Below are 21,396 nucleotides of genomic sequence, written 5' to 3' on the forward strand. Positions count from 1 at the left end.
CCGTCAGGGGGAGCAACCGGGCAAGGAGAAGGCCGGACGGACGAACGCGAGTGAACCCCCTGTGATGCCTCGTTATCGACAAACCCGGGAGACGGGATGAATGCCGGGTTATAGGGCCTGGCCGCTGGCAGAGGCGGCGAGCGACGACCGGAGCCTGCCCCGTCGGTCGTGTGAACACCGCTGGTCCCGGGGTTTAGGGGGCGTCCTCCCCGGTCGCATCTCGTATACGCGGAACGTGGAAACCCCGTCGGGGTCCCGGCCTTGAGGCCGGGTAGGCCGATCGTGAGAGGGGCGTAAGCCCCCGGCGGGACAGGAAGTCCAAGAAGCGGATGCCGGCTGCCGAAAGGCAACGGGACGCGTGACATCACGGCTGCCCCTCCAGGCGGCTGTCACGGGGAACCGGCCGGATGCCGGTCCAGGCGACCGGGCCCGAAAGGGCGCTGACGTGGGCTGGTGAGCCTTTGAACGCCGAGGCCGAGGGCCTCTCGAACCGAGGGACATGTTGGACACCACTGCGGTGAACGGACCCGAGGACGTTCTCGACTGGGACGCCGTCAACTGGCGGGCTCACGAGGAGAACGTAGTGAGGCTGCGGCGGAGGATCTTCAAGGCGACACGAGAAGGGGACTGGGCCGTGGTCCGGTCCTTGCAGAAACTGATGCTGAGGTCCTGGTCCAACACGCTGGTCAGCGTGCGGCAGGTCACTCAGCGCAACGCTGGACGCCGGACGGCCGGGATCGACGGGGAAACTGCCCTGTCGTCCGAGGGCAGGGCGGCAGTGGCGGTGCGGGTGCACCGCTCGCGCTCGTCCTGGGACCCCATGCCGGTCCGACGTGTGTACATTCCGAAGGCCAATGGAAAGCAGCGGCCGCTCGGCATTCCCGTGATCTTGGACCGGTGCCACCAGGCACGGGTCCGCAGCGCACTGGAGCCTGAGTGGGAAGCCCGGTTCGAGCCCCGTTCCTACGGGTTCCGCCCCGGGCGAAGCTGCGCTGATGCGATCGGCTCCCTGTTCTCCACGCTCAGCGGGCCACTCGCTCGACGGGTGTGGATCCTGGACGCCGATCTGTCAGCTGCGTTCGACAAGATCGGCCACGCGCGGCTGCTCGACTCGCTCGGTTCGTTCCCCGCCAGGGACCTGATCGAACGGTGGTTGAAGGCCGGGGTGGTCGACAAGGGGCAGTTCATACCGACCGACGAGGGCTCTCCCCAAGGTGGCGTGATCAGTCCGTTGTTGATGAACGTGGCTCTCCACGGGCTGGAGGAGGCCGCAGGGGTCCGCTATCTCACGACCGGCACACACGCCGGGGATGTGGTGGCGGGTTCTCCGATCTTGGTGAGGTACGCCGACGACATGGTCGCCTGCTGTCATTCCAGACAGCAGGCCGAACAGGTCAAGGCACGGCTTGCGGAGTGGCTGGCGCCCCGGGGACTGGTCTTCAACGAGGACAAGACGCGCATCGTCCACCTCGAAGAAGGCTTCAACTTCCTCGGGTTCAACGTCCGCCGCTACCGACGTCGCAAGCTGTTGATCAAACCGAGCGCGGAGGCGGTCAGGCGCATCCGGAAGAGGCTCGCGGACGAGGTGCGCAGCCTGCGCGGCTTGAACGCGACGGCGGTGATCGCCAAGCTCAACCCGATCGTCCGGGGCTGGGCGGCCTACTACCGGGGGGTGGTGTCCAGCAGAATCTTCACGGCGCTGGATCACTACGTGTGGTGGCTCACCTACCGGTGGGCCAGACGTATGCACCCCAACAAGTCGAAGAAGTGGATCGTTCGACGCTACTTCGGCAGGTTCAACAAGTTCAGGAACGACCGGTGGGTATTCGGCGACCGCGGCAATGTGCTCAACGACCGCGGGGAGATCCCCATCCTCATCAAGTTCTCCTGGACGAACATCGTCCGGCACCAGTTGATCGCAGGCGGGGCGTCACCCGACGATCCCGATCTGACGGACTACTGGACCAGGCGGCGGAAGAGGGTCAAACCCCCGCTGGACAGCTACAACTTGCGCCTGCTCGCCAAGCAGGACGGCCGCTGTCCACTCTGCGGGGAACACCTTCTCACCGCCGATCAGCCGCCGCAGTCACCTCAGGAATGGGAGCGATGGTGGCTGAACGTCGTCAAGAGGGCGATAGCCGCCGACTATCTCACTCATCACGGACGGCCTGACACGCCGGGCGGGAACCGAACACGCCTCGTGCACGCCTCCTGCCATCGCGGCCTCCGGGCCCGAATCCGCAGGAGACCAGCAGCAGTTGCACTCTCGTGACGCCCTCGGGGCTTGCTTGAGCCGTGGTGCGGGGAAGCCTGCTAGCCCGGTTCTGAGGGGGGAGCGCCGCAGCGATGCGGCGCTCCTACCCGACATGAAGGCAAGATCCTCGCCCACCTGGGAATCCCGAAGGTCTACTCGTTCCATATGGTGCTGCCGTACTCGCGCGATCCGTTCTGCTGCTTCACCACGAGCCAGGACCTGCAGACCTTCTTCGACTGCCACCGGCGGGCATTTGCGCACTTCGGCGGGGTGCCGATGTCGATCGTCTACGACCGGACCAAGACCGTCGTGCGCCGGCACGTCGCTCCCGGTGAGGCGGTTCCGCTGCATCCGGAAGCGGTCGGCTTCGCCGGCCACTACGACTTCGACATCGACGTGCTGGCCGCCTACCGGCCCACCGGGAAGGGCCGGGTCGAACGCCAGGTGTTGATCGTGCGTGATCACGTGCTGGCCGGGCGGGCGTTCTCCTCGCTCGAGGAGCTGGATGCCGCGTTCATGGCGTGGGTGCCGCAGCGACGCGCCCGCACCCACGCCACACACCACGAGGTCATCGGACACCGAGCCGCCCGGGATCACGCCGCCCTCAAGCCGTTGCCATCCTCGCCTTATCTGGTGGCCGAGCGGCATCTGCGGCCGGTGGGCAAGGACTGTCTGGTCGCGTTCGGCGGAAACCTCTACTCGGTGCCCGCCCGCAAGGTCCGCCCGCGTCAGCTGGTTGAGATCAGAGCGACGAAATCCCAGGTCATGCTGCACACGACCGTCCCCGATGCCAGCGGCGAGACACTGCTGTCCAGCCATCCGCGGGCGGTCGGCCGCGGCGTGGTTGTCAAGCAGGATGAGCACTGGGACGGCCTGCCAACCGGCAAGAACCGCCGCACCACGACGGGCGACGAGCCGCCACCACCGCGGAGCGAGTCCCCCGCGTCCGGTCGAATCGGATCCTTGCAAGCCCTGTTGAACCGGGCCGCTGCAACCCAGATCGAGGTCGGGAGGCGGCCGCTGTCGGTCTATGACGAACTGACCGGCACCCGGCCCTTCACCACCAACTACCCGACGAATGAGTCGTCTTGAGCGAGCTGACCGGCAACCGCATCCGCACCACGGCCGGCAAGCTCGGCCTGCCGCACCTGGCAGAGACCATCAACGAGTACACCCGCCGGGCCGACGAGGCGAAGATGGGCTACCTCGATTTCCTCGACCTGGTCCTGTCCGAGGAACTGGCCGTCCGCGACGACCGCCGTTTCAGCCAGGGCCTGCGACTGTCGAAGCTGCCGCACCACAAGACGCTGGACGAGTACGACTTCTCGTTCCAGCCCGAGCTCGACCCGCGCAAGGTCAAAGACCTCGCCAGCCTCTCCTTCGTCGACGGCAAGGCGAACGCCGCGCTGCTGGGGCCGCCCGGGGTGGGCAAGACGCATATCGCTGTCGCTCTCGCGGTCGCGGCCTGCCGAGCCGGCTACTCGATCTACTTCACCAGCCTCGACGACATGGTCCGCAATCTGAAGGCTGCCGAATCGGCCGGACGGCTGGTCAACAAACTCGGCACCTACCTGCGGCCGAGCGTCCTTGTGATCGATGAGGTGGGTTACCAGCCCCTCGAACGCGCCGAGGCGAACCTGGTCTTCCAGGTCATCTCCAAGCGTTACGACAAGGGCTCCATCATCCTGACCTCGAACAAGACCTTCAGTGAATGGGGACAGGTGTTCGGCGACGAGGTCCTCGCCACCGCGATCCTCGACCGCCTCCTCCACCACTGCGAAGTGATCGCAATCAACGGCCCGAGCTACCGGCTCAAGAACCGCCTCCAGGCCATCGAGCGGGAGAACGAAGTGGCCTAGCAACTGGGGACGTTCAAACGTACCGGCCCGGCCCGAAGGGAGAGTACGCCGACACTCGGGGGCTATGGCGCGATCGCGATGAACGCGGCGCTCACGACGTCGATGACGCAGCTGCCCGAGCAGCTACGCAAGACCCTCACCTGGGACCGCGGAAAGGAACTCTCCGGCCACGCCCAGTTCGCCATCGATACCGGGACGAAGGTGTTCTTCGCCGATCCCCACTCACCCTGGCAACGACCGACGAACGAGAACACGAACGGGCTGCTGCGTCAGTACTTCCCGAAGGGCACCGATCTCTCCCGGTGGTCGTCCACGGACCTCGAAGCCGTCGCCATGGCGATCAACAACCGGCCCCGCAAGATCCTCGGTTGGCGGACACCGGCCGAGGTCTTCGAAGAGCAGCTACGCTCGCTGCAACAGCTCGGTGTTGCAACGACCAATTGAACTCGCCAACTACATGTCAGGCGAGTTCGGAAGGATGCTGGACCGGTTCGGGCTCCGCAGATCTGCCGGCCGCACCGAGATCTGTTTCGACAACGCCATGGCCGAATAATTCTTCGGCGCCCTGAAGAACGAGCGCGTATCAAGGGTGACTTACCTGACCCGCGAGGTCGCCCGGCAGGACATCACTCGCTACATCGAATTCTGGTACAATCGCAAACGCCTCCACTCGGCGGTGGGGTACCGCCCTTCACGCGAAGTCCATGCCGAGTGCGAGAAGTTGCGAATCGCCGCGTGAAATAAATGGTCAGAAGCCTGTCCGGAAAACGCGAGGCTCCTCAGTCACATGCGGAAATACAGGGTGCGTCGGAGGAGGTCCAGAGTCTTGTCCGCCCACTCGAGGACGTTCAGCCCCGAAGTGAGGTTTCCGGGGGGATCGTTGATGAGGGTGTCACGGCGGATGAGCCGGGAGAAGTCGACGGTGACCGGATCTGGCCGTGGCGTCCCGTTGGCTTGGCGGAACTCAACACCAGCGCGGCGCATTATGGTGATCAATTCCTGAGCGATGATTCCGTATCCGACGGTGGTGGGGTGGACCCCGTCGAGCGAGAACAGGCCCCCGTCCGTGCGCTTCTTTCCATTGCTTGCCAGGAACCGGGAGTTCACTTCGGGTGACAGGGCTTTCAGCTGCGGAGGAAGCGGATAACGCTCCCACCCCGGGGGCCGGGCCAGGGGGTCTTCGAGGTAGCGGCGCGAGGCCAGCCGGTCCATCAGGCCCGCTGTGTCCATGAGGTACCAGTCTGAACCATTACTCCGTGCGATTTTCACCTCGTCGGTGATGGCAGAGTTGTACAGATCGATGGCCAGGTCAACATCCTCGGCCTGCTGACCGGTGATGTGTGGGTCCTGACGCGGATTGAAGTCGCGGTCGCTGATCCACGGCCGGGTGTAGTAGGGGAAGTAGCGCGAGCCGAGCTTGTTCTTGATGGCCACGCCGCGAGCCAAGGGGGCGATGGTGACATGGGGTACGGTGCACCAGATGACGTGGCGAGCCTTAATCTGCCGCACCTTTTCGGCGACTTTGCTCAGTTCGGCGCGGAAATGGTCCGGAGTCCACACCGTGTACCCTTGCTTTCCGTGCAGGTCTTCATATCCAGCGCCGCTCCAGACCACTTTGAGCTGAGTCACAGCCTGCAACGCATTATTGGCGCCGAGGAAAACGATCAGCGTCTCAATCCCGTTTTTTGGGTCGCTGTTCCGCTCATCACCTAGCTTCACTGCTGCGTCCAACAGGGTGAGTGATTGATCCTCGGCGGCCGAAGGCAGGACCCGCAGGGCCGCACGTTCGCCGTTGTCCTGCACGACCTGGCTCAGCCAGTCGTCGTGAGGCACGCCGATGGCTTGGTGACAGTACTTCGCGGTCTTGTCCAGGACATCGCGCAGATCCCAGCCGTACACCGCGAGGTTGTGGTTGATGCTGGTCAACTGGGGGGCGACTCTTCCCGGCCCGCGCTCCCAATAGTCCTCCACCTCGTCCAAGAAATGCCGGCTGTGAAACAGAGCCAGTGGTACCTCCCACCAGTCGAGGTTAGAACCGAAACGGTCCTTTAGCTCGCGCAAGAGCAGCTCGATGTTGAACGGCAGACCCCCGCGACCGTTATAAGAGGGGTACCGGAATGATTCACTCCATCCCATCTCGTAAGCGACGATTGCCGGGTAGGACAGGTCGGTGTTGAAGATCGCCCCGCTTTGGAAGCCGTGCGTGAGTGAATCGCCAATGGTTACGAGCCGGTGTTGGGGCGATCCCTCCCATATGGGTACGGGGTTGAGCCTGCGCCCCAAGGTTGGGTCGGATTCCGGTTCTCGTGGCAGATCGCCTCGTTTCTGCACCACCTCCTCCGGGGTTGGCGATGCTCCATCACTGCTCCGCGCTGCTGCAGTCATATCTGCCTCCGGCGACGGTTGGACGCCGAAACAGGCTCTGGATCGGCGCCTTCGATGAGTGGCCTCGGGAATGAGAGGAGAGTCGGTCCACTTTCGGTCCGGATTTTGGCCCCACTCTGCATACTTGGAGGGGCTTGTTCAGGAGTGCACACCAGGCCACCTCATGGAGGCTGGCCTGGTGGGTGGGTGGGCCAGCTCTATGGAATAGGCACAGAAAATAGAGTGGGCGACCCGTCCGCAGGTGGGGTCAAAGTTGATCCCGAAACCAGGTGAGAGCAAGGCCAGCTTCAGAGGGCCTTTAAGTTCGAACTCGACGTATATGGGCCCTCATCTCCTACAAGGATATCGCTCGGCGAGGTACGTCGCTCGCCGGGTGAGGCCTGTATCGGCCGCACGTCGACTAACCTACCTACGGTTCTTGTGCCTCTACCCTCGCCGTTTCGGTTGGGGTGATGAGCAGGGCTTCGGCAGAGTCGGGGGGCGTCCGTTTCGTGATCACTTGAGGCCGAGCAGGACGAGCGGGCGGTCCGCGTTGCGGGCGTTGTGTCGCAGAGCTGCGGCGGTGTTGGTCGCGCCGGCCAGCCGCAGGGCGCCGATGGCTAGGTTGTGCCAAGTGGCCATCGCCCGGGGCGCGTTGCCGGTTCGCAGCTGTGAGGCGTCTTCGGCGAACGTGGTGTCTCTGACGTGGTGCAGGGCTTCGATCTGCCAGTGATCACGGATCAGGGTCGCCAGCTGGGCGGGGTTGGCCTGCTCAGCGGTGAGGCTGGTGACGGCGTAAACAATCTTGATGGTGGTCCTGCCGATCTTGCGGTCGGTGCGGCGGCTCTTGATCTGGACGGCCTGCCGGGCTCCGGGGAAGAGCAGGCTTCTGACCGTGACCGCCTTGATCCGTCGGATCTCCGAGCGGCCGTGGCCGGTGCCCTTCACACGGCCCTGCAGCGGGATCTCTGTTCACGGAAGGGATCTGAGCTGCTTGCGGAGCTTCTTCTGGTTGCCTTTGACGTAGTGGGCTTCGCGGTCGAGGAGGTAGTCGGCGTGCTCGCGTTGGGTGTGCATGGCGTCGCTGGTGACGACCACCCCGGCCAGGTCTGCCATGGTCTCCAGCAACGGCTGGAAGCAGGTGATCTCGTTCGTCTTCTCGCCGACGTCCAGCTGGGCCAGAACCAGGCCGGTGCTGTGGTCCAGGGCTGCGAGCAGGTGGATCTTGCGGCCGTCGGCCCTGGCCGCTCCGCGAAGGCTTTTGCCGTCGACCGCCAGGCCACGCGGTCGGCCCTGGGTTCGGTTGCGGCGGTCGGCGAGCCAGCTGCCGACCGCCAGGTCCAATGCGTCGTCGTCGATCCGGGCCAGCAGCCGCCGGACCGTCGTTTCCGCAGGCAGGGAGCGTTTGGGGAACAGAGGGTCGTGTCGCACGCCGACGTGTTCCAGCACGTGGGGCGGAGCGTCAGTGATCCATTCGCCGACCGCCAGCAGCGACGTCGCCCCCGCCAGCACCGCGCAGGCGACCAGGCCAAGGACGCCGACCAGAGGTGGCGCACTCCATGGGGATCACGCGGATCGGGCACCTGGGCGAGGCGGCCCAGCAGTCCGGGCACTTCTTCCGGTGCGACCTCTGGATGCTCGCGGAGTTGGTCAAGGGCAGGCGGGATCAGCGATGATGCTTCGGCAGGCTCGGTCTTCCAGGCAGGTCACGGGGCGTCGAGAACTCCATGATCTTGGAAGCCGTGCCTGTTCCGCTCTGTCTGACCGACCAACCTGGCGGACCGTCATGAACCGGATGTTCGGCGACTACGCCGACGCCCTGGGCCGTCAGCAAGGACGAGACCGAACCGTTGCTACAAATAAACTTCTCTCCAAGGATCTCCACCTTGCGGCACAACATCGTCCTCCGAATGGGTGGACTCTGCGATGAATCTGCTGCACACAGTCGATCAGTCAGGCCACCACGCTTCATAGTTGGCGCACGCGACATAAGGAGATCTCATGCCAGATGCTCTCAACTATCGAAGCAACGCAATTGTCGAACTCATGAATATGCCTACTGAGGAGCATGATGAACTTTGGTTGAAGCAGGCACTGCAGCAGGCCATCATGCTGGAACTCGCAACGCTTCCTCCATATTTGTGCGGTCTCTGGTCGATCGACGATTCAGACCAGGAATCGGCTGCCTTTCAGACTATTCACGCGATCATCTTCGATGAGATGTCTCACATGGGCCTGGCCTGTAACATGCTCACTACCATCGGTGGCGTACCGCGCATCGCTGATGAAAATATTGTGCCGAAGTATCCGGGGCCGCTTCCCGGTGGTGTGCAGCCCGAGCTGTCAGTCTCACTCACTGGGTTGAGCAAGCAGGCGCTCGACATGTACTCCCGCATCGAGAAGCCTGACGACCCAGTCGTCGAGAACGGGGAAGTACATACGTCTATCGGGGCTTTCTATACTGCGATCCTCGAAGCCTTCCGCTCTCATCCGGAGTTGATTAAAGGAACGCGCCAGCTGACCAGGGTAATGTCGCACCACGGCGAGGGGAATGATATCGTCGCCCTCACATCAATCGAGGATGTAGAGACGGCCCTGAAAATTATCCAGCAGCAAGGCGAGGGGACTACTGCCTCGCCTGATAACCCCTTTCCCGGCGAAGTCGGAGAGCTTGCCCACTTCTATTCTTTTCGAGAAATCTTCCACGGGCGTAAATTGGTTCGTGTATCAAATAATCCGCCTCGGTTCGATTTCCAGGGCGACGAGGTTCCCATGCCGCAGGTTTTGCCGATGGGCACGGTCCCGGCGGGTGGCTGGGTCGAGGGCGGGGTCCCGGTTCCTGGTGGCGTGCTAAATGATCTCGATGCCTTCAACCGCCATTACAGTTCACTGCTTCGGTTCCTGGAAAAAGCGTGGCAGGCGGAGCAGCCGGGCACGGCGGCGCAGATGTTTAACGGAGCAGTCGGCCAAATGTTCCAGTTGCAGGGACCTGCCCGGGACTTGATGCGGATCCCCCTGCCTGATGGGAGCGGAAAAAATTTCGGACCGGAGTTCCGATTCATCCAAGAAGAGCCGTAAGCGCATTGGAGATCGCCTGGTTCTGATTTCTACTGAACTTGATTGGGTGATGTCGGGACCGGTCGACCGGCCTGAGTCGCCCGTCTCGCGGGCCTTTGGGTGTTGCCGGGCTGTCCGTCGGGAGAGGATCCTCCCGTGAGTCAGCCCCTGCCGCAGTCGCCGAAGCCCGAGTTCGTCTTGGTCTCCATTGAGGCCCCACCCGAGGTGCCCACCCAGATCGCTGTCGATCTCAGGGAGACTGGCATCCCAGGCGGGTTCATCGGATACGAGTACCGGCCGCTGAGCGAGCCGGTGTACTTCGGAGGCATCGGTGAGCGGGGGCTGGTCGCCATCGCGACGAGTGGCCTGTTTGGACGCATCGCCGTCGACGTGGCCAGTGGTCACGTGGTGCAGATTCCCATGACCGAGTCAGCGACAGTCAGTCACGTGAACAGAGACCTCGGCGCCTTCAACCGATCCGTCGCGGCCGTGATCGCACGCTTCCCGTTCTATGCAGAGGGCGACGAGGAGAGATGCGAGGAGGTGGCGGAAGAGCTGCGCGATCTCGTCTCCCGCATCGACGAGACTGCTCTCGTTCACGACGGGTTCTGGGAGACCTTCTGCGACGACGTGGCGATCGGGGACTACGCGGACTGGGATGGGTGATCTGGGAACTGGTCCCCGCTCCGGTCAGCCGTCCAGGCTCAGGCCGGTGGCAGCGATGCAGCCGTCGACGAGGTCGGGGCGGTACTGGATCCCCTTGAGTCGACGTTTCACGGCTCTGGTGATCTCACCGAGGTCCGCGGCAGCCAGGTTGCCCAGGTCGCGCTTGACCAGCGCCCAGATGCCCTCGGTCGGATTGAGGTCAGGGGCGTAAGCCGGGAGTTGGAACACGGTCAGCCACTCGGCATTCGCGTCGATGAATTCCTTCATACCGGCGGTCAGGTGGAGGCGGACGTTGTCCCAGACCAGCACGATCGGGCCCCCGAGCTGGGTACGAGCGCGGACGACCAGGTCGCGGAAATCCCGCCAGCCGAAGCCCTTCGGCTCGTCCTTACGGCCCCGATACTCGCGGATCGTATAGATGAGCCGGGACCGCCGGCCCGGCTTGAAGCAGGCCATGCCCGCCATCGACACCCGCCCGGAGCCCCGGCCCCGCACCCGCACGACCGGGGTCTGACCCACCCGACCCCAGGTCCTGGCACGCGGCGGAGTCATCGACTGGCTCAGTCAAGATTTCCGTGACGGGGTGACGGAGCGTGATTTGAGTCAGGCCAGGAGGACTCGTTTGCGGAGTAGTGCGAAACCGGCTCTCCCATACATCTGTCGCTTCAGCATCTTGATCCGGTTGACGTGGCCTTCGACCGGGCCGGAACTCCAGGGCAGCGTGAGGCCCGCGGTGACAGCCTGGTGATCACGCCGGAGACCGTCGGCGAAGGCGTGCAGGACGGGTAGGTCATCTGCGTGGACGGCGTCTGTCCATGCTGGAAGGCTCTTTCCGCCGAGGTCGCAGACCATCCGCGCGAAGGCGTGCACGTGGTTGCGGACGGCAGTCAACTCCGGGCAGCGGCTGAGTACTTCGCCCAGCTGGCGTTCTTCGTCGTCGCGCAGGTGCTGGGGATTCCACATGATCCAGTTGGTGACCTGCTGTGGTTTGAGCACCGGGGCCGCAGACCGGATGGAGCCGAGGCCGGTGCGAAGCGGCCGGAGATAGCGTCGCACCGCTTGCGGGGTTCGTCCCGGGTAGCCCTGGGTCTGGATCTCCCTGAAGAGGCGGGCGGCATCGGTGCATCCTTCGTTCCAGCGCCGGATCAGGTAGGGCTTGTAGTCGTCCAGGCGTGTGGTGCGAAGGGAGCCTTCGATGAGGCCGTCGAGGTTCTTGCAGTGGGCATAGCGTTCCGCGGTGTGCCGGGCAAGGCTCAGCTCCCGCGCGATGGCGCTGATCGTCCATCCACGGGCCAGCAGTCGGTGAACCGCCTTGTGTCGCTCTCGTGTCCGGGTGACCAGCCACTTCTCCGTGCCGGTGTCCGGATTGAGCGTCGAGGGCGGAGCCGCGGCCATGCGCCGGTCCGACGGGGTGCTCACCTCAGGTCCTTGCAGACAGGATCGGTGAGCGATCACGGTGCGCTCGACAGCGGTGGCCAGGTTGTCCCATAAATGCCACCGGTCGGCCACCTGCAGCGCGCCCGGGGCGCCTGCGCGGGCCGCCTCGGCATAGGCGCCAGCTCGGTCCCGGCAGATCACCTCGATCCCCGGGTGTCCGGCCAGCCAGACAGCCACGGGTTCCTTCTCCCGGCCGGGCAGCAGGTCGAGGACGGCATGGGACTCGACGTCGACGAACACCGTCCCGTATCTGCGCCCACGTCGGGTGGCGAAGTCATCCACTCCGAGCACCCGCGGTGAGGGAGGGCATGGGTCCGGCAGCGCCATCAGCACGTTCAACAACGTCACTCTGCTGACGGCGATGTGGAGTACGGCGGCAAGCCGGGCGCCGGCCCGGCCCGCAAGTGCCAGGGCAATCGCCTGCACCAGTACCGCCAGCACCACAGTGCGACGTCCGTAGCGGATGGTCAGGCCCTCGACCTGTTCGGCAAACGTACGACGCGCACAATCAGCGACATCGCAGAACAGCCGCCGTACTGACAAGTCGACGACCACCGGACACCCGCCCACGGCGGCGTCCGCCAGGTGTCTCCGATACCGACTGTGGACCCGGTACGAGCAAACACCGCACGACGGACATGGAAACGCACCGTCCAGGGTGCGGGCCTTGACCCGCACTACGCCGTCCTCCACCCACACGTGTTCCACCCGCACCTTCTCCAGATGCGGAAACACGATGCCCAGCAAGTCATCACACACGGCAGACCATGCCACCGGAATGACGCTCCGTCACCCCATCACGGAAATCTTGACTGAGCCCATCGACTGCCCGGCCTCGTCCTCAAAGACGATCCAGGCGCCGCGCTCCGCCGCGATGCTCTTACCCGCGGCCAGGTCTCCTTCTTCCACACCTCGACCGCATCGTCATCCCGCTCGATGGCCCGCCTGGCCGGCTGCTGCCAACTCCAGCCATGCCGCTTCAGTAACCGCCACGTGCCCTCGACCGTGTAGGAGACGTGGAACAGCCGACCGATCAACGTCTTGATCCGCGCCAGCGTCCACCGCTGGTCCGCCCAGCCATGGGCCAGCGGGCCACGCTCCAACTCTCGCTCCAGCCTGGCGATCTGCGTTTCGCTGAGCCGGGACCGCCCCGGAGAACCCTGCGACAGGACCCCGGCCTCGCCGCGCTCGCGCCAGGCCCGGCGCCACCGCTCCACCGACCGCTCGCTCACCCGCAGAGCGGCGGCAACCTCGCGGTTCGTCTCCCCATCCTCGAAGCGGACGACAGCCTGCAACCGGATCCGCTCCCGCGCGGCCCTCTCAGTGTCGGTCAGCCCACCACCCTGTGCGTATCTCACTCCCCAGGAGCTACCGGAGCTGGCAGGTCGCTGTCAGGCGAACCGTCCCGACATCACTCAATCAAGTTCAGTACAACACGAAACCCGCAGGAGTCATCCACCCTGCGGGTTTCGTTTATGCTGCCTTGCAGAGCCAGTCAGAATTGGACTGCAGTGTAGTGCAGCGTGTAGTGAGCTTCGTCGCGAGTGAATTCACCTGTCCGTGCGCCGGTCGCATTCGCAGGAATGGTGACCGTGCCGAGGTAATCGTCCGGGTCGGGCCAGTCTTCCTCCCAGAGTTCAACGTTGACATCTCCAGCAGAAATGATGGGCTTCTCCATGAAGGCGGAGTTACCTGCTGTGATCACATGCTCGCCCTCGTTGGGGAATACTTGGGCGCCGCCAGACCTCAGCATGATCTCGTCTTCGGTGGAGTCTTCCATTTGGTGGCAGGCCAGTTGCCTGAGTACGACCAGGAGCATGAGGGGTACCTCCATCTTCTGCACTGGTGCGTGCGTGCCATCTTTTTCATGAAGTCACCGCGTGACCAACTTCGCAACCTATGCCATGATCTGTCGATGGATCTATAATTAGCGGCAAGGTTTGGTTGCGAGCGCAATGTTTTAAGTGTTTATTTTTTCCGCTTTGTGTCCAAGTTGCATATCAGTCGGTCGAGGTGCAGTCTGCCTGTAGTTGCGAACCAATATTGGGCGAAACCAAGCATTCCGAATGGGCCGGATGGTCCGGTGAGGAGCAGTGGCGTGAGTAGGCTGGCCGATGACCCGTGGGCGCTGAGCCGCGATGAGGACCTCCCTCTGCATCCCCTGGGGGCGACGGGCGCCTCCCGTACGTAAGAGGTAGCGTGCCGTGTGGAAACCGATCCGGGGTTTGTCCGCCGAACGGTTTCCCTCATCCAAGTGAGTGCCCCGCAGCTGGTCTTCTGGGCGGGGTGCGCCTGGACTCCGAACATATTGTCGTACTCCAACGCACGGCTGCTGACCTCCTGCTGCCAACGCCCGACGAGGGGAGGGACGTATTGCCGTCCTTGGCAGGCGTGCCACCGGCACGGGCCCCCGGGGGTCCTGCGGTGGCATGAAGTCGTCCGGCGGGGCTCGAACGGCAGCCGGGTCCGGACGGCGAGCACTTCCGGGGCCCCGAAGTGGCCCGACTTGAGGGAGCAATTCGTCAAAGGTCTGAAGGCAGGTATCCGATGAAGGTGTGGCACGTCAACACGACTTCGCGGGGCGGCGGCGTGGCCGAGGTCCTCGACGCCCTGTGCCGGTTCCCGCAGGGTACCTCGCCGCTCGTCCACCGCCGCTTCGTGACAGGCAGGGACGCGAAGCTGTTCACCGCGACCAAGCGCCTCCATCACCGTCTGCACGGCGTGCACCGGGGCGAGCTGCCCGACGCGTACGAGCACGCGTTGTTCCTTGCCTTCGCCGAGCACAACGCGACGCGGCTGCTGGAGCGGATCGGGTCCGACGACTCCGTTCTGCTGCACGACCCACAGACCCTCCCTATCGCCCCGCTGCTGGCGGCCGAGGGTTGCCGTGTCTTCTGGCGATGTCACATCGGCACCTGGACGGCGAACGCCGTCACGAAGGAGACATGGCGGTACCTCAGTCAATTCTGGCCCCGGGACATCACTCTGATCTTCAGCCACCGGTCTCTCGTGCCGGTCGAGGCAACGGGGTTCCATGTCGAAATCGTTCCGCCCTCCATCGATCCCATATCGGTGAAGAACAGGCACATGGGCGCAGGCGAGATCAAGGACGTACTCACCTCGGCAGGGCTGCTCGGCAGGGCCTCCGCGGGGCCGGGGCGTCAGCATGTGCTCTATTCCGAAGGCGTGTTGGGCAAGGACCCGCTGGTACTCCAGGTCTCCCGCTGGGACCCCCTGAAGGACATGGGCGGGGTGCTGCGAGCCTTCGCGTCGTCGTCACTGGTCCGATCCGCTCAACTGGTCCTGTGCGGTCCGTCTCCGCAGAGCGTCACCGACGACCCCGAGGCGAGAGCGGTGCTGGAAGCCGTGGTCACCCAGTGGCAGAACCTGCCGTCCGCTGTCCGACGTAGGGCCCACCTGGTGTGCACCACGCTGGATGACGATGAGGGCAACGCCCGCCTGGTCAACGCGCTGCAGAGAAGAGCCGCGGTGGTAACCCAACGCTCCGTGCAGGAGGGGTTCGGTCTCACGGTGACCGAGGCGATGCTCAAAGCCCGTCCCGTCGTGGCGTCGAACGTCGGTGGCATCCCCACCCAGATCACCCATGACAAGACGGGCCTGCTGCTCAACCGGCCCTGTGACGACGACGAGTTCGTAGCAGCCGTGACGAGGCTCCTGCGCGACGAGGCCCGAGCGTCCGCGCTCGGCCGCGCAGCCGCCTCCCATACCTCCCGTCACTTCATCACCGCCCGGGAAGCAGCCGATCACCAGCGGATTCTTGCCTCACCCGTCCCGCCGCCCATGGTGGGGTGCCTTGACTGACATGGGCGTGCCCAGGCACAACAACAGCGACCCCGTGCTGGTTCTCGGAGCGAGTTCGGGCTTCGGCTTCGTGCTCGCCCAGCGGCTCGACGCCAAGGGCTTCCCGGTCGTGGGGGCGGCCCGTCCCGCGACCCCGGACGACGCCATCTTCAACTACCGGCAGACTATCGTCACGCACGACGATCAACTGACACGCCTGGTCGACGGTGTCCTCACACCGACTTCGGCGTCTCATACGCGATGGTCTACTGCCCGTGCAGCACCGCCGCCGTGTGCCGCTCGTAGAAGGTGGAGCTGCGGGAGCTCGCCGAACTCTTCGGCGTCTCGCTCGCGCCGTACGCCTCCATGTCCCTCTCTTGGCCACGGTCAGCCGTCGCCGCATCGTCCAGATCGGCTCGAGCGCCGCACGCGTGCCGGTGGAGACCCTCGCCTCGGCCAAGGCGCCACCGAGCAGTACGCACGGTGCCTCGCCCAGGAAACCGAGCCACTGGGGATCCGTGTCAACGTCATCGGCATCTCTGCCGAAACACCTCGCCCGCAGGCGCCTCACCCTGCGTGCGGGCACCTTCGGCCGCACCGAGGAATTCCCCCACTTCCGGTCGTGGACGACAACCTCGCCCTCGCCGAGTTCATACTCACCCAGGCGCAGCTCGTCACCGGACACACCATCGAGGCACGTCAGCCGCAGTGGATCTGACGTCCGCGAAGGAGGTCTCCATGTCGCAGTCGTTTCCGCTACTCGACCCGCCCCACTACCCCGAGGGGTCACTGACCGGTTCCCCCACCGGATCCAGCTGGCAGGTCTCTTCCTTGCTGCCGGTCACCTACACCGTGCGCACTTGTCGCGACCTGCTCGACCCCGACAACGACAATCTCGAACGCGAGGCGTTCGGCGGGCCGTCGCGCCGGCGGCTGATCATCGTGGAACAGAAGGTCTTCGACTTCTACGGGGCTCGGCTTGTCACCTACCTCCGCGAGCGGCGACTTGCGGGACACGTGGTCTCGCTGGTCGCTCATGAATCGGTCAAGGACCAGTACCTCGCCAACCGGATCGTCGACGCCATCGACGACTTCGGAATCGACCGCAGATGTGAACCGATCGTCGTTATTGGCGGCGGGGTCATGCTCGATGTCGCTGGCTGGGTCGCTGGGGCCTACCGCCGAGGGACCCCGTACATCCGAATCCCCACCACTCTGATCGGGCTGGTCGACGCCGGAGTGGGCATCAAGACCGCTGTCAACCACAACGGCCACAAGAACATCATCGGTTCGTACCACGCGCCTCTCAGCGCGCTGCTGGACCCGCAGTTCCTGCTCACCCTGCCCGCCCGCCACATCAGCAACGGCATGGCCGAAATAGCGAAGATGGGCCTGATGTGCGATGTGGCGTTGTGGAAGCTCATCGCCGCGCAACCCAACGAACTCGTACGCACCGCACTCGGATTCACCGACTCCTCCCTCACGGACAGCGGTGAGAAGATCCTCAGCCGGGCCATTCACAGTATGCTCGCCGAACTCCAGCCCAACCTGTGGGAGAGGGACCTTCGGCGGCTGGTCGACTTTGGTCACACCTTCTCCCCCGATCTCGAAATGGCCTCCCAGCCGGAGCTCCTTCACGGTGAGGCCGTCTCCATCGACATGGCGATCTCCTGCGCCCTGTCCCACCAGCGTGGTCTGCTCTACGAGGGGCCGCTTCGGGAGATCATCGTCACGCTCCACGGTCTGGGACTCCCCGTGGACCATCCGATGTGCACCCTGGACCTGCTGAGCCATGGCCTTGCCCAGACGACCCTGCACCGCGGCGGCAGGCAGAGGATACCCGTGCCCGTGGAGCCGGGCTCCGCGGAGTTCCTCGAGGAGGTGACGGAACGCGAACTCGCCGAAGCCCTGTCCCACGTGCGACACATCGCCGGTGACCTCCGATGAACATCGTCGAAGGCATCGGTGGTACATGGGCCACCGTCACAGGGGTGCACGGTGCGGCCGGTACCAGCGGTTGGCGGCAGCTCGTGCCCGGGCGTCCGCTGCGCGGCCCCTGGGAGGCCGTGGAACTCGCCCGCCTGGCAGCAGGGGGTATGAGCGGGCTCCATCAGCACACCAGAACCCATGAGATCTACCTGTCGGTCCAAGGGCAGGGCGAACTCAGTCTGGACGGCCGCACATTCCCGATGCCCCGCGGACACATGGCCATGACAACCGTCTCCAGCACCCATGGAATCCGCAATACCGGTCAGGGCGACTTCTACTGGCTCGTCATTGAGGTACCCGCGGCCACGGCCCTGTGGCCGGCACCCCCCGAAAAGGAGGCCACGGACGTGACGTTCCCCCTACACCCGATCGACCTCGCCGCCCTCAACCACATCGACCTTCGGCCGCTCGGCGCCGCCCCCCTTCTCGAAGCCCATTACGAGCAGCTAAGGCCGGACACACCCGTGGCGCTCCGGGCAGAGGAGTGCGAGATCTTCGCCTACCTGATCAGCGGTGAAGCGGTCATCACCGATTTCCACGGAAGCCACGCACTCACGGCGGGCACCGGTATCACCCTGACGTTGGGCGAGGAGGCAGAGCTGCGGCCGTTGGGCGACGCCTCCTTGTTCTGGGTCAGCTCCCGTGTCGAAGGGGCAGACCTGTGATCATCACGCCTGCAGGGCGAATCCCCTCGCCGGCTGGCACCCGGTGGACGTCCCTGGCCCGCCGGGGCATGCTGTGGTCCGAAGTCCAGGTCATGGACGTCACGACGGTTAAGGCCGGTGCTATCGGCCCCTTCCTAGACCCGGACTGCCTCGAGCTCGTACTGTGCGGCAGCGGAAGCGTCCGCTTCAGCCTTGACGGCACGTACGAAGTAGCGCTGCTCACCGGGCAGATGATGCTCGTCGCTCCCACGGACACGCCGGTACGCTCCACCGCGGGGCGGCACGGAGCCGAGCTGATCCGCATCCGGGTCCTGCCTGACGCGGTCCGTGGGCGCATCCCCTCGCGCCGGCCCGGCCTCGAAAGACCGGGCGACCGAGGGGCCCGCGATCGTGCTCCCGGACGCGGCCTACTGAACATCGGCGAGATCAACGCCTCGAAGGGCATGGGGATCCCGACCGCGCGCAACGTCGACCATATCGCCCTGACGGTGCCGGACCTGGAGAGCGCGTGCAGATTCTTCGTGACCCACCTCGGCGCGACCCTGCTCTACGTCGAAGGACCGATCAGCAGGGGGAAGTGGATGCGTGAGCACTTGAACGTACACAGGGACGCCACCTGTCACCTTGCCCTGCTGCGTATCGGTCCCACGTGCAACCTCGAGCTCTTCGAGTACCAGAGCCCGGACCAGGACACCGCGCATCCCCGCAACAGCGACATCGGCGGACACCACCTGGCCCTGTACGTCGACGACATCGACGCGGCTTTCGCCTACCTCCAGACCGTGGAAGGCGTCGTCTGCCAGGGCACACCGCAGTTCATCAGCGAGGGTCCGATCGCCGGAAGCCGATGGGTGTACTTCACCACCCCCTGGGGCTTGCAGATGGAACTCTGCTCCCCTGGGTACCACATGCCGTATGAGCAGCGTGCCGTCGCCCGCCGCTACGGCCCCCACCCCGGCCCGTGGTCCGCCGGCGACGCCGCCGCAGGCCGGCGGGAGGTGTCCGGATGAGCCGTGCCGTATTGAACCGTCACCCCGAGCTGGGCATCGCCCTCCCGACGAACCGGGTACACCTGACGAGTGCCCGCCTCGGGCGCATCGTTAAGGCCCTCGAAGAAGCTGGCTGCACCTCGCTGTGGGTGAACGACCACCTCGCCGCGTTCCCCGTGGGCTCCGAGAACTACCCGTACTCGGCCACCGGGGACATCACATGGGACCCTGAGCTGCCGCAGTACGAGGCGCTCACGACCTGCGGTTTCCTCGCAAACACGAGCGACCGTATGAAGGTCGGCACGTCGGTGCTCGTCCTGCCGCAGCGCCACCCCGTCGCCGTCGCCCAAGCCGCCGCCACACTCGCCGACCTCACGGAGGGCAGATTCCGCCTCGGTGTGGGGGCCGGCTGGTCACGGCGCGAGATGACGTTGCTCGGGTGGGACCCGGCCACACGCGGCGCCCGCATGGACGAGGAGCTCGACATCATCCGCACGGGGTGGGGGCAGCGGCGTCGACTGGCCCGCTGGGTTCACTACGACATTCCCCCCGATGTGATCTTCCGCCCCAGGCCCACACCGGCGACGGTCCCCCCGGTCCTGGTGGGCGGCACGTCAGCGGCCGCGCATCAGCGTGTCCTAAAATTCGGCGATGGATGGCTCGCCGTCGCCCGCGGTGACGATCCCGCGTCCCTGGCGCAGGCGGGCGCGGTCCTCACCAGGCTCCGTGACCGCTCCGAACGCCCGTTGACGGGCGTGCTCAAGGTCGCGCTGCCCCACCCCGACGAGCGCTGGGCCGTACGAGCCCTCGAGGAGACGGTCGGACACGACTGGGACGAGGTCACCTTCGAGTTCGACGAATGGCGGCTCGACGAGACCTGCTCGCTCGTCTCCGCATGCAATGCTCTCGGGAGGACTGTGCATGACGCGCCCTCGCATGTCGGCTGACGCCACGAAGTGCCTGGTCATCGGCGCAACCGGTGCCATCGGGTCAGCGGTGGCGGACCGCCTCCGCACGGACGGCACACGCATCGTCGCCACCGGCCGCCGGGCACCGCGGGCGCCGGTCGGTGGCACCGACGGCCGTCTCGACATACACCTGAACGTGCGTGATCCCGAGGCCGTCGCCCGCGGGGTGACCGAGGCGGCCGACTGGCTGGGCGGACTGGACGCGCTGGTGTACTGCCCGGGCGTCGCCCATGTCGGAGGGATCGAAGGTCTCCGCCCGGCACAGTGGGACGAGGTCTTCGAAGTCAACGTCCGCGGCTTCGGACTGGCCGTGGCCGCCGCCCTGCCGCACTTCCGGGCCGGCGGGTCCGGTGCGGCCGTCGCGATCTCCAGCCAGGCGGCTCGGCGTGGCCAGTCCCTGATCAGTGCCTACTCCGCGTCCAAGGCCGCGCTGGACGGCCTGGTCCGGGCGCTGGCCGTTGAGCTCGCTCCGACCGTACGTGTGAACGCCGTCGCCCCCGGCATCGTCGCAAGCGACATGATCACGGAGGACTTCCGACGGCAGGCACGGCGAGAGTCCCTAGCCGTGTCCGACATCGAGGTGCGGACGCTCGAACGCATTCCGGCGCGCCGCTTCCAGCAGCGGGAATCGATCGCCGCTGCCGTCGCCTTCCTCGTGAACGGCCCGGCCGCCGCGGACATCACCGGGCAGACACTAGTCGTCGACGGAGGGATGACGGCGTGATCAGAACCCTGGGCAGCACGATCGCGTACGCCAACGCCTGGATGACGGTGATCGAGGACCGCGTCCTCCACCTCTCGGGGCGTGAGGACATCTACGCCTACGTCGACAAGCCGGACTTCGCGCTCATCATCCCGCGGACGGCGACCGGGTTCTGGCTGATCGAGGAATTCCGGTACCCCGTGCGGTCCCGCAGATGGTCGTTTCCGCAGGGCTCGTGGCCGTCCGGGGTCTCGGGCGACACGGCTGATCTCGCGCGGGCCGAGCTCGCCGAGGAAACGGGGCTGTCGGCCGAGCGCCTGCACTGGCTGGGCCGTCTGGACACCGCGCACGGGATGACGAGTCAGGGCACGCAAGTGTTCGTCGCCGAGGGCCTTCGACGCGGCGAACCCAGCCGTGAGGAGACCGAAGCGGACATGATCCACCAGCATGTGACCGACGGCGAGTTCATCCAGATGATCAACGAGGCCCGTCTGGTCGACAGCAGCAGCCTCGCCGCGTACCTCCTCTACCTCCGCTGGCGCGAGGCCCGCCGGAGCGCCCCAGAGGGACCACAGAATGTCTCACGTCCATGACCGTCCCGTGTCCCAACTGCTGGCGTGGTGACTTCGTCCTCCGTCCCGCCG

At 65.3% G+C, this 21,396-nt stretch carries 17 protein-coding genes and 4 pseudogenes; 14 read left to right on the forward strand and 7 right to left on the reverse strand.

All coding sequences use genetic code 11. From position 1 onward, the window contains the following. Positions 1 to 499: 499 nt before the first annotated feature. From ltrA to STRBO_RS42070, 5 genes and pseudogenes are all read left to right on the forward strand, one after another. Positions 500 to 2,272, forward strand: coding sequence for a group II intron reverse transcriptase/maturase (gene ltrA / locus STRBO_RS0124305; RefSeq protein WP_005477003.1), 1,773 nt, complete (start codon positions 500 to 502; stop codon positions 2,270 to 2,272). 117 nt (positions 2,273 to 2,389) lie between these two features. Next, a complete protein-coding gene (locus tag STRBO_RS40470) occupies positions 2,390 to 3,346 on the forward strand; it encodes a Mu transposase domain-containing protein (protein ID WP_483414626.1) in 957 nt (318 codons plus the stop codon). After that, positions 3,343 to 4,113: an IS21-like element helper ATPase IstB gene (istB, locus tag STRBO_RS0124315; RefSeq protein WP_020114935.1), complete on the forward strand. Its 771-nt coding sequence runs from the start codon at positions 3,343 to 3,345 to the stop codon at positions 4,111 to 4,113. The genes STRBO_RS40470 and istB overlap by 4 nt, the downstream gene beginning before the upstream one ends. A gap of 48 nt (positions 4,114 to 4,161) precedes the next feature. After that, positions 4,162 to 4,557, forward strand: a pseudogene (locus tag STRBO_RS0124320) (IS30 family transposase); the annotation flags it as partial. 121 nt (positions 4,558 to 4,678) lie between these two features. Beyond that, the gene (locus STRBO_RS42070; protein WP_078531402.1) at positions 4,679 to 4,852 is read left to right on the forward strand and encodes an IS3 family transposase; all 174 of its coding nucleotides are present in this window, start codon (positions 4,679 to 4,681) and stop codon (positions 4,850 to 4,852) included. Positions 4,853 to 4,896: 44 nt separating this feature from the next. Here the strand turns inward: STRBO_RS42070 and STRBO_RS0124330 are convergent, their stop codons facing one another. The 3 genes and pseudogenes from STRBO_RS0124330 to STRBO_RS45690 form a co-directional block, all read right to left on the reverse strand. Further along, entirely contained in the window at positions 4,897 to 6,498 is a 1,602-nt protein-coding gene (locus STRBO_RS0124330) for a hypothetical protein (RefSeq protein WP_051085282.1), read from the reverse strand. A gap of 657 nt (positions 6,499 to 7,155) precedes the next feature. Continuing rightward, a pseudogene (locus STRBO_RS46025) lies at positions 7,156 to 7,425 on the reverse strand (ISAs1 family transposase); the annotation flags it as partial. Between the two features lie 24 nt (positions 7,426 to 7,449). Then, positions 7,450 to 7,989, reverse strand: coding sequence for an ISAs1 family transposase (locus tag STRBO_RS45690; protein WP_005477013.1), 540 nt, complete (start codon positions 7,987 to 7,989; stop codon positions 7,450 to 7,452). A 489-nt stretch (positions 7,990 to 8,478) separates the two neighbouring features. Between STRBO_RS45690 and STRBO_RS0124350 the strand changes: the two genes are divergently transcribed. Beyond that, on the forward strand, positions 8,479 to 9,555 hold the full coding sequence (locus STRBO_RS0124350) for a ferritin-like domain-containing protein (RefSeq protein WP_020114940.1): 1,077 nt from the start codon (positions 8,479 to 8,481) through the stop codon (positions 9,553 to 9,555). A 135-nt stretch (positions 9,556 to 9,690) separates the two neighbouring features. Next, on the forward strand, positions 9,691 to 10,200 hold the full coding sequence (locus STRBO_RS0124355) for an SUKH-4 family immunity protein (RefSeq protein WP_005477019.1): 510 nt from the start codon (positions 9,691 to 9,693) through the stop codon (positions 10,198 to 10,200). Between the two features lie 24 nt (positions 10,201 to 10,224). Here STRBO_RS0124355 and STRBO_RS0124360 read toward each other — a convergent pair. The 4 genes and pseudogenes from STRBO_RS0124360 to STRBO_RS0124380 form a co-directional block, all read right to left on the reverse strand. Further along, positions 10,225 to 10,758 (reverse strand): annotated as a pseudogene (locus tag STRBO_RS0124360) (transposase); the annotation flags it as partial. A gap of 45 nt (positions 10,759 to 10,803) precedes the next feature. Then, the gene (locus tag STRBO_RS0124365) at positions 10,804 to 12,396 is read right to left on the reverse strand and encodes an ISL3 family transposase (protein ID WP_028796825.1); all 1,593 of its coding nucleotides are present in this window, start codon (positions 12,394 to 12,396) and stop codon (positions 10,804 to 10,806) included. Positions 12,397 to 12,456: 60 nt separating this feature from the next. After that, positions 12,457 to 12,995 (reverse strand): annotated as a pseudogene (locus STRBO_RS40475) (winged helix-turn-helix domain-containing protein); the annotation flags it as partial. 137 nt (positions 12,996 to 13,132) lie between these two features. After that, positions 13,133 to 13,456 (reverse strand): transthyretin-like family protein, encoded by a 324-nt coding sequence (locus STRBO_RS0124380; RefSeq protein ID WP_158690953.1) that lies wholly within the window; start codon positions 13,454 to 13,456, stop codon positions 13,133 to 13,135. 728 nt (positions 13,457 to 14,184) lie between these two features. Between STRBO_RS0124380 and STRBO_RS0124385 the strand changes: the two genes are divergently transcribed. The 7 genes from STRBO_RS0124385 to STRBO_RS0124425 all read left to right on the forward strand — a co-directional run bounded on the left by STRBO_RS0124385 (position 14,185) and on the right by STRBO_RS0124425 (position 21,345). Further along, positions 14,185 to 15,459: a glycosyltransferase gene (locus STRBO_RS0124385; RefSeq protein ID WP_005477025.1), complete on the forward strand. Its 1,275-nt coding sequence runs from the start codon at positions 14,185 to 14,187 to the stop codon at positions 15,457 to 15,459. Between the two features lie 717 nt (positions 15,460 to 16,176). Continuing rightward, complete coding sequence (locus tag STRBO_RS0124400) at positions 16,177 to 17,385, forward strand: sedoheptulose 7-phosphate cyclase (protein WP_202499140.1); 1,209 nt, start codon at positions 16,177 to 16,179, stop codon at positions 17,383 to 17,385. Then, positions 17,382 to 18,092 (forward strand): cupin domain-containing protein, encoded by a 711-nt coding sequence (locus STRBO_RS0124405; RefSeq protein ID WP_005477028.1) that lies wholly within the window; start codon positions 17,382 to 17,384, stop codon positions 18,090 to 18,092. Before STRBO_RS0124400 ends, STRBO_RS0124405 begins: the two co-directional genes overlap by 4 nt. 68 nt (positions 18,093 to 18,160) lie before the next feature. Continuing rightward, entirely contained in the window at positions 18,161 to 19,102 is a 942-nt protein-coding gene (locus tag STRBO_RS0124410) for a VOC family protein (protein ID WP_005477029.1), read from the forward strand. Further along, entirely contained in the window at positions 19,099 to 20,028 is a 930-nt protein-coding gene (locus STRBO_RS0124415; RefSeq protein WP_106438177.1) for a TIGR03619 family F420-dependent LLM class oxidoreductase, read from the forward strand. The genes STRBO_RS0124410 and STRBO_RS0124415 overlap by 4 nt, the downstream gene beginning before the upstream one ends. Continuing rightward, entirely contained in the window at positions 20,018 to 20,773 is a 756-nt protein-coding gene (locus STRBO_RS0124420; RefSeq protein WP_005477031.1) for an SDR family NAD(P)-dependent oxidoreductase, read from the forward strand. Before STRBO_RS0124415 ends, STRBO_RS0124420 begins: the two co-directional genes overlap by 11 nt. Next, positions 20,770 to 21,345 carry an NUDIX domain-containing protein gene (locus tag STRBO_RS0124425; protein WP_005477032.1) on the forward strand — a complete coding sequence of 192 codons (576 nt, stop codon included), beginning with the start codon at positions 20,770 to 20,772 and terminating at the stop codon, positions 21,343 to 21,345. The genes STRBO_RS0124420 and STRBO_RS0124425 overlap by 4 nt, the downstream gene beginning before the upstream one ends. Positions 21,346 to 21,396: the final 51 nt, after the last annotated feature.

The sequence above is a fragment of the Streptomyces bottropensis ATCC 25435 genome, from assembly GCF_000383595.1.
GTDB lineage: Bacteria > Actinomycetota > Actinomycetes > Streptomycetales > Streptomycetaceae > Streptomyces > Streptomyces bottropensis.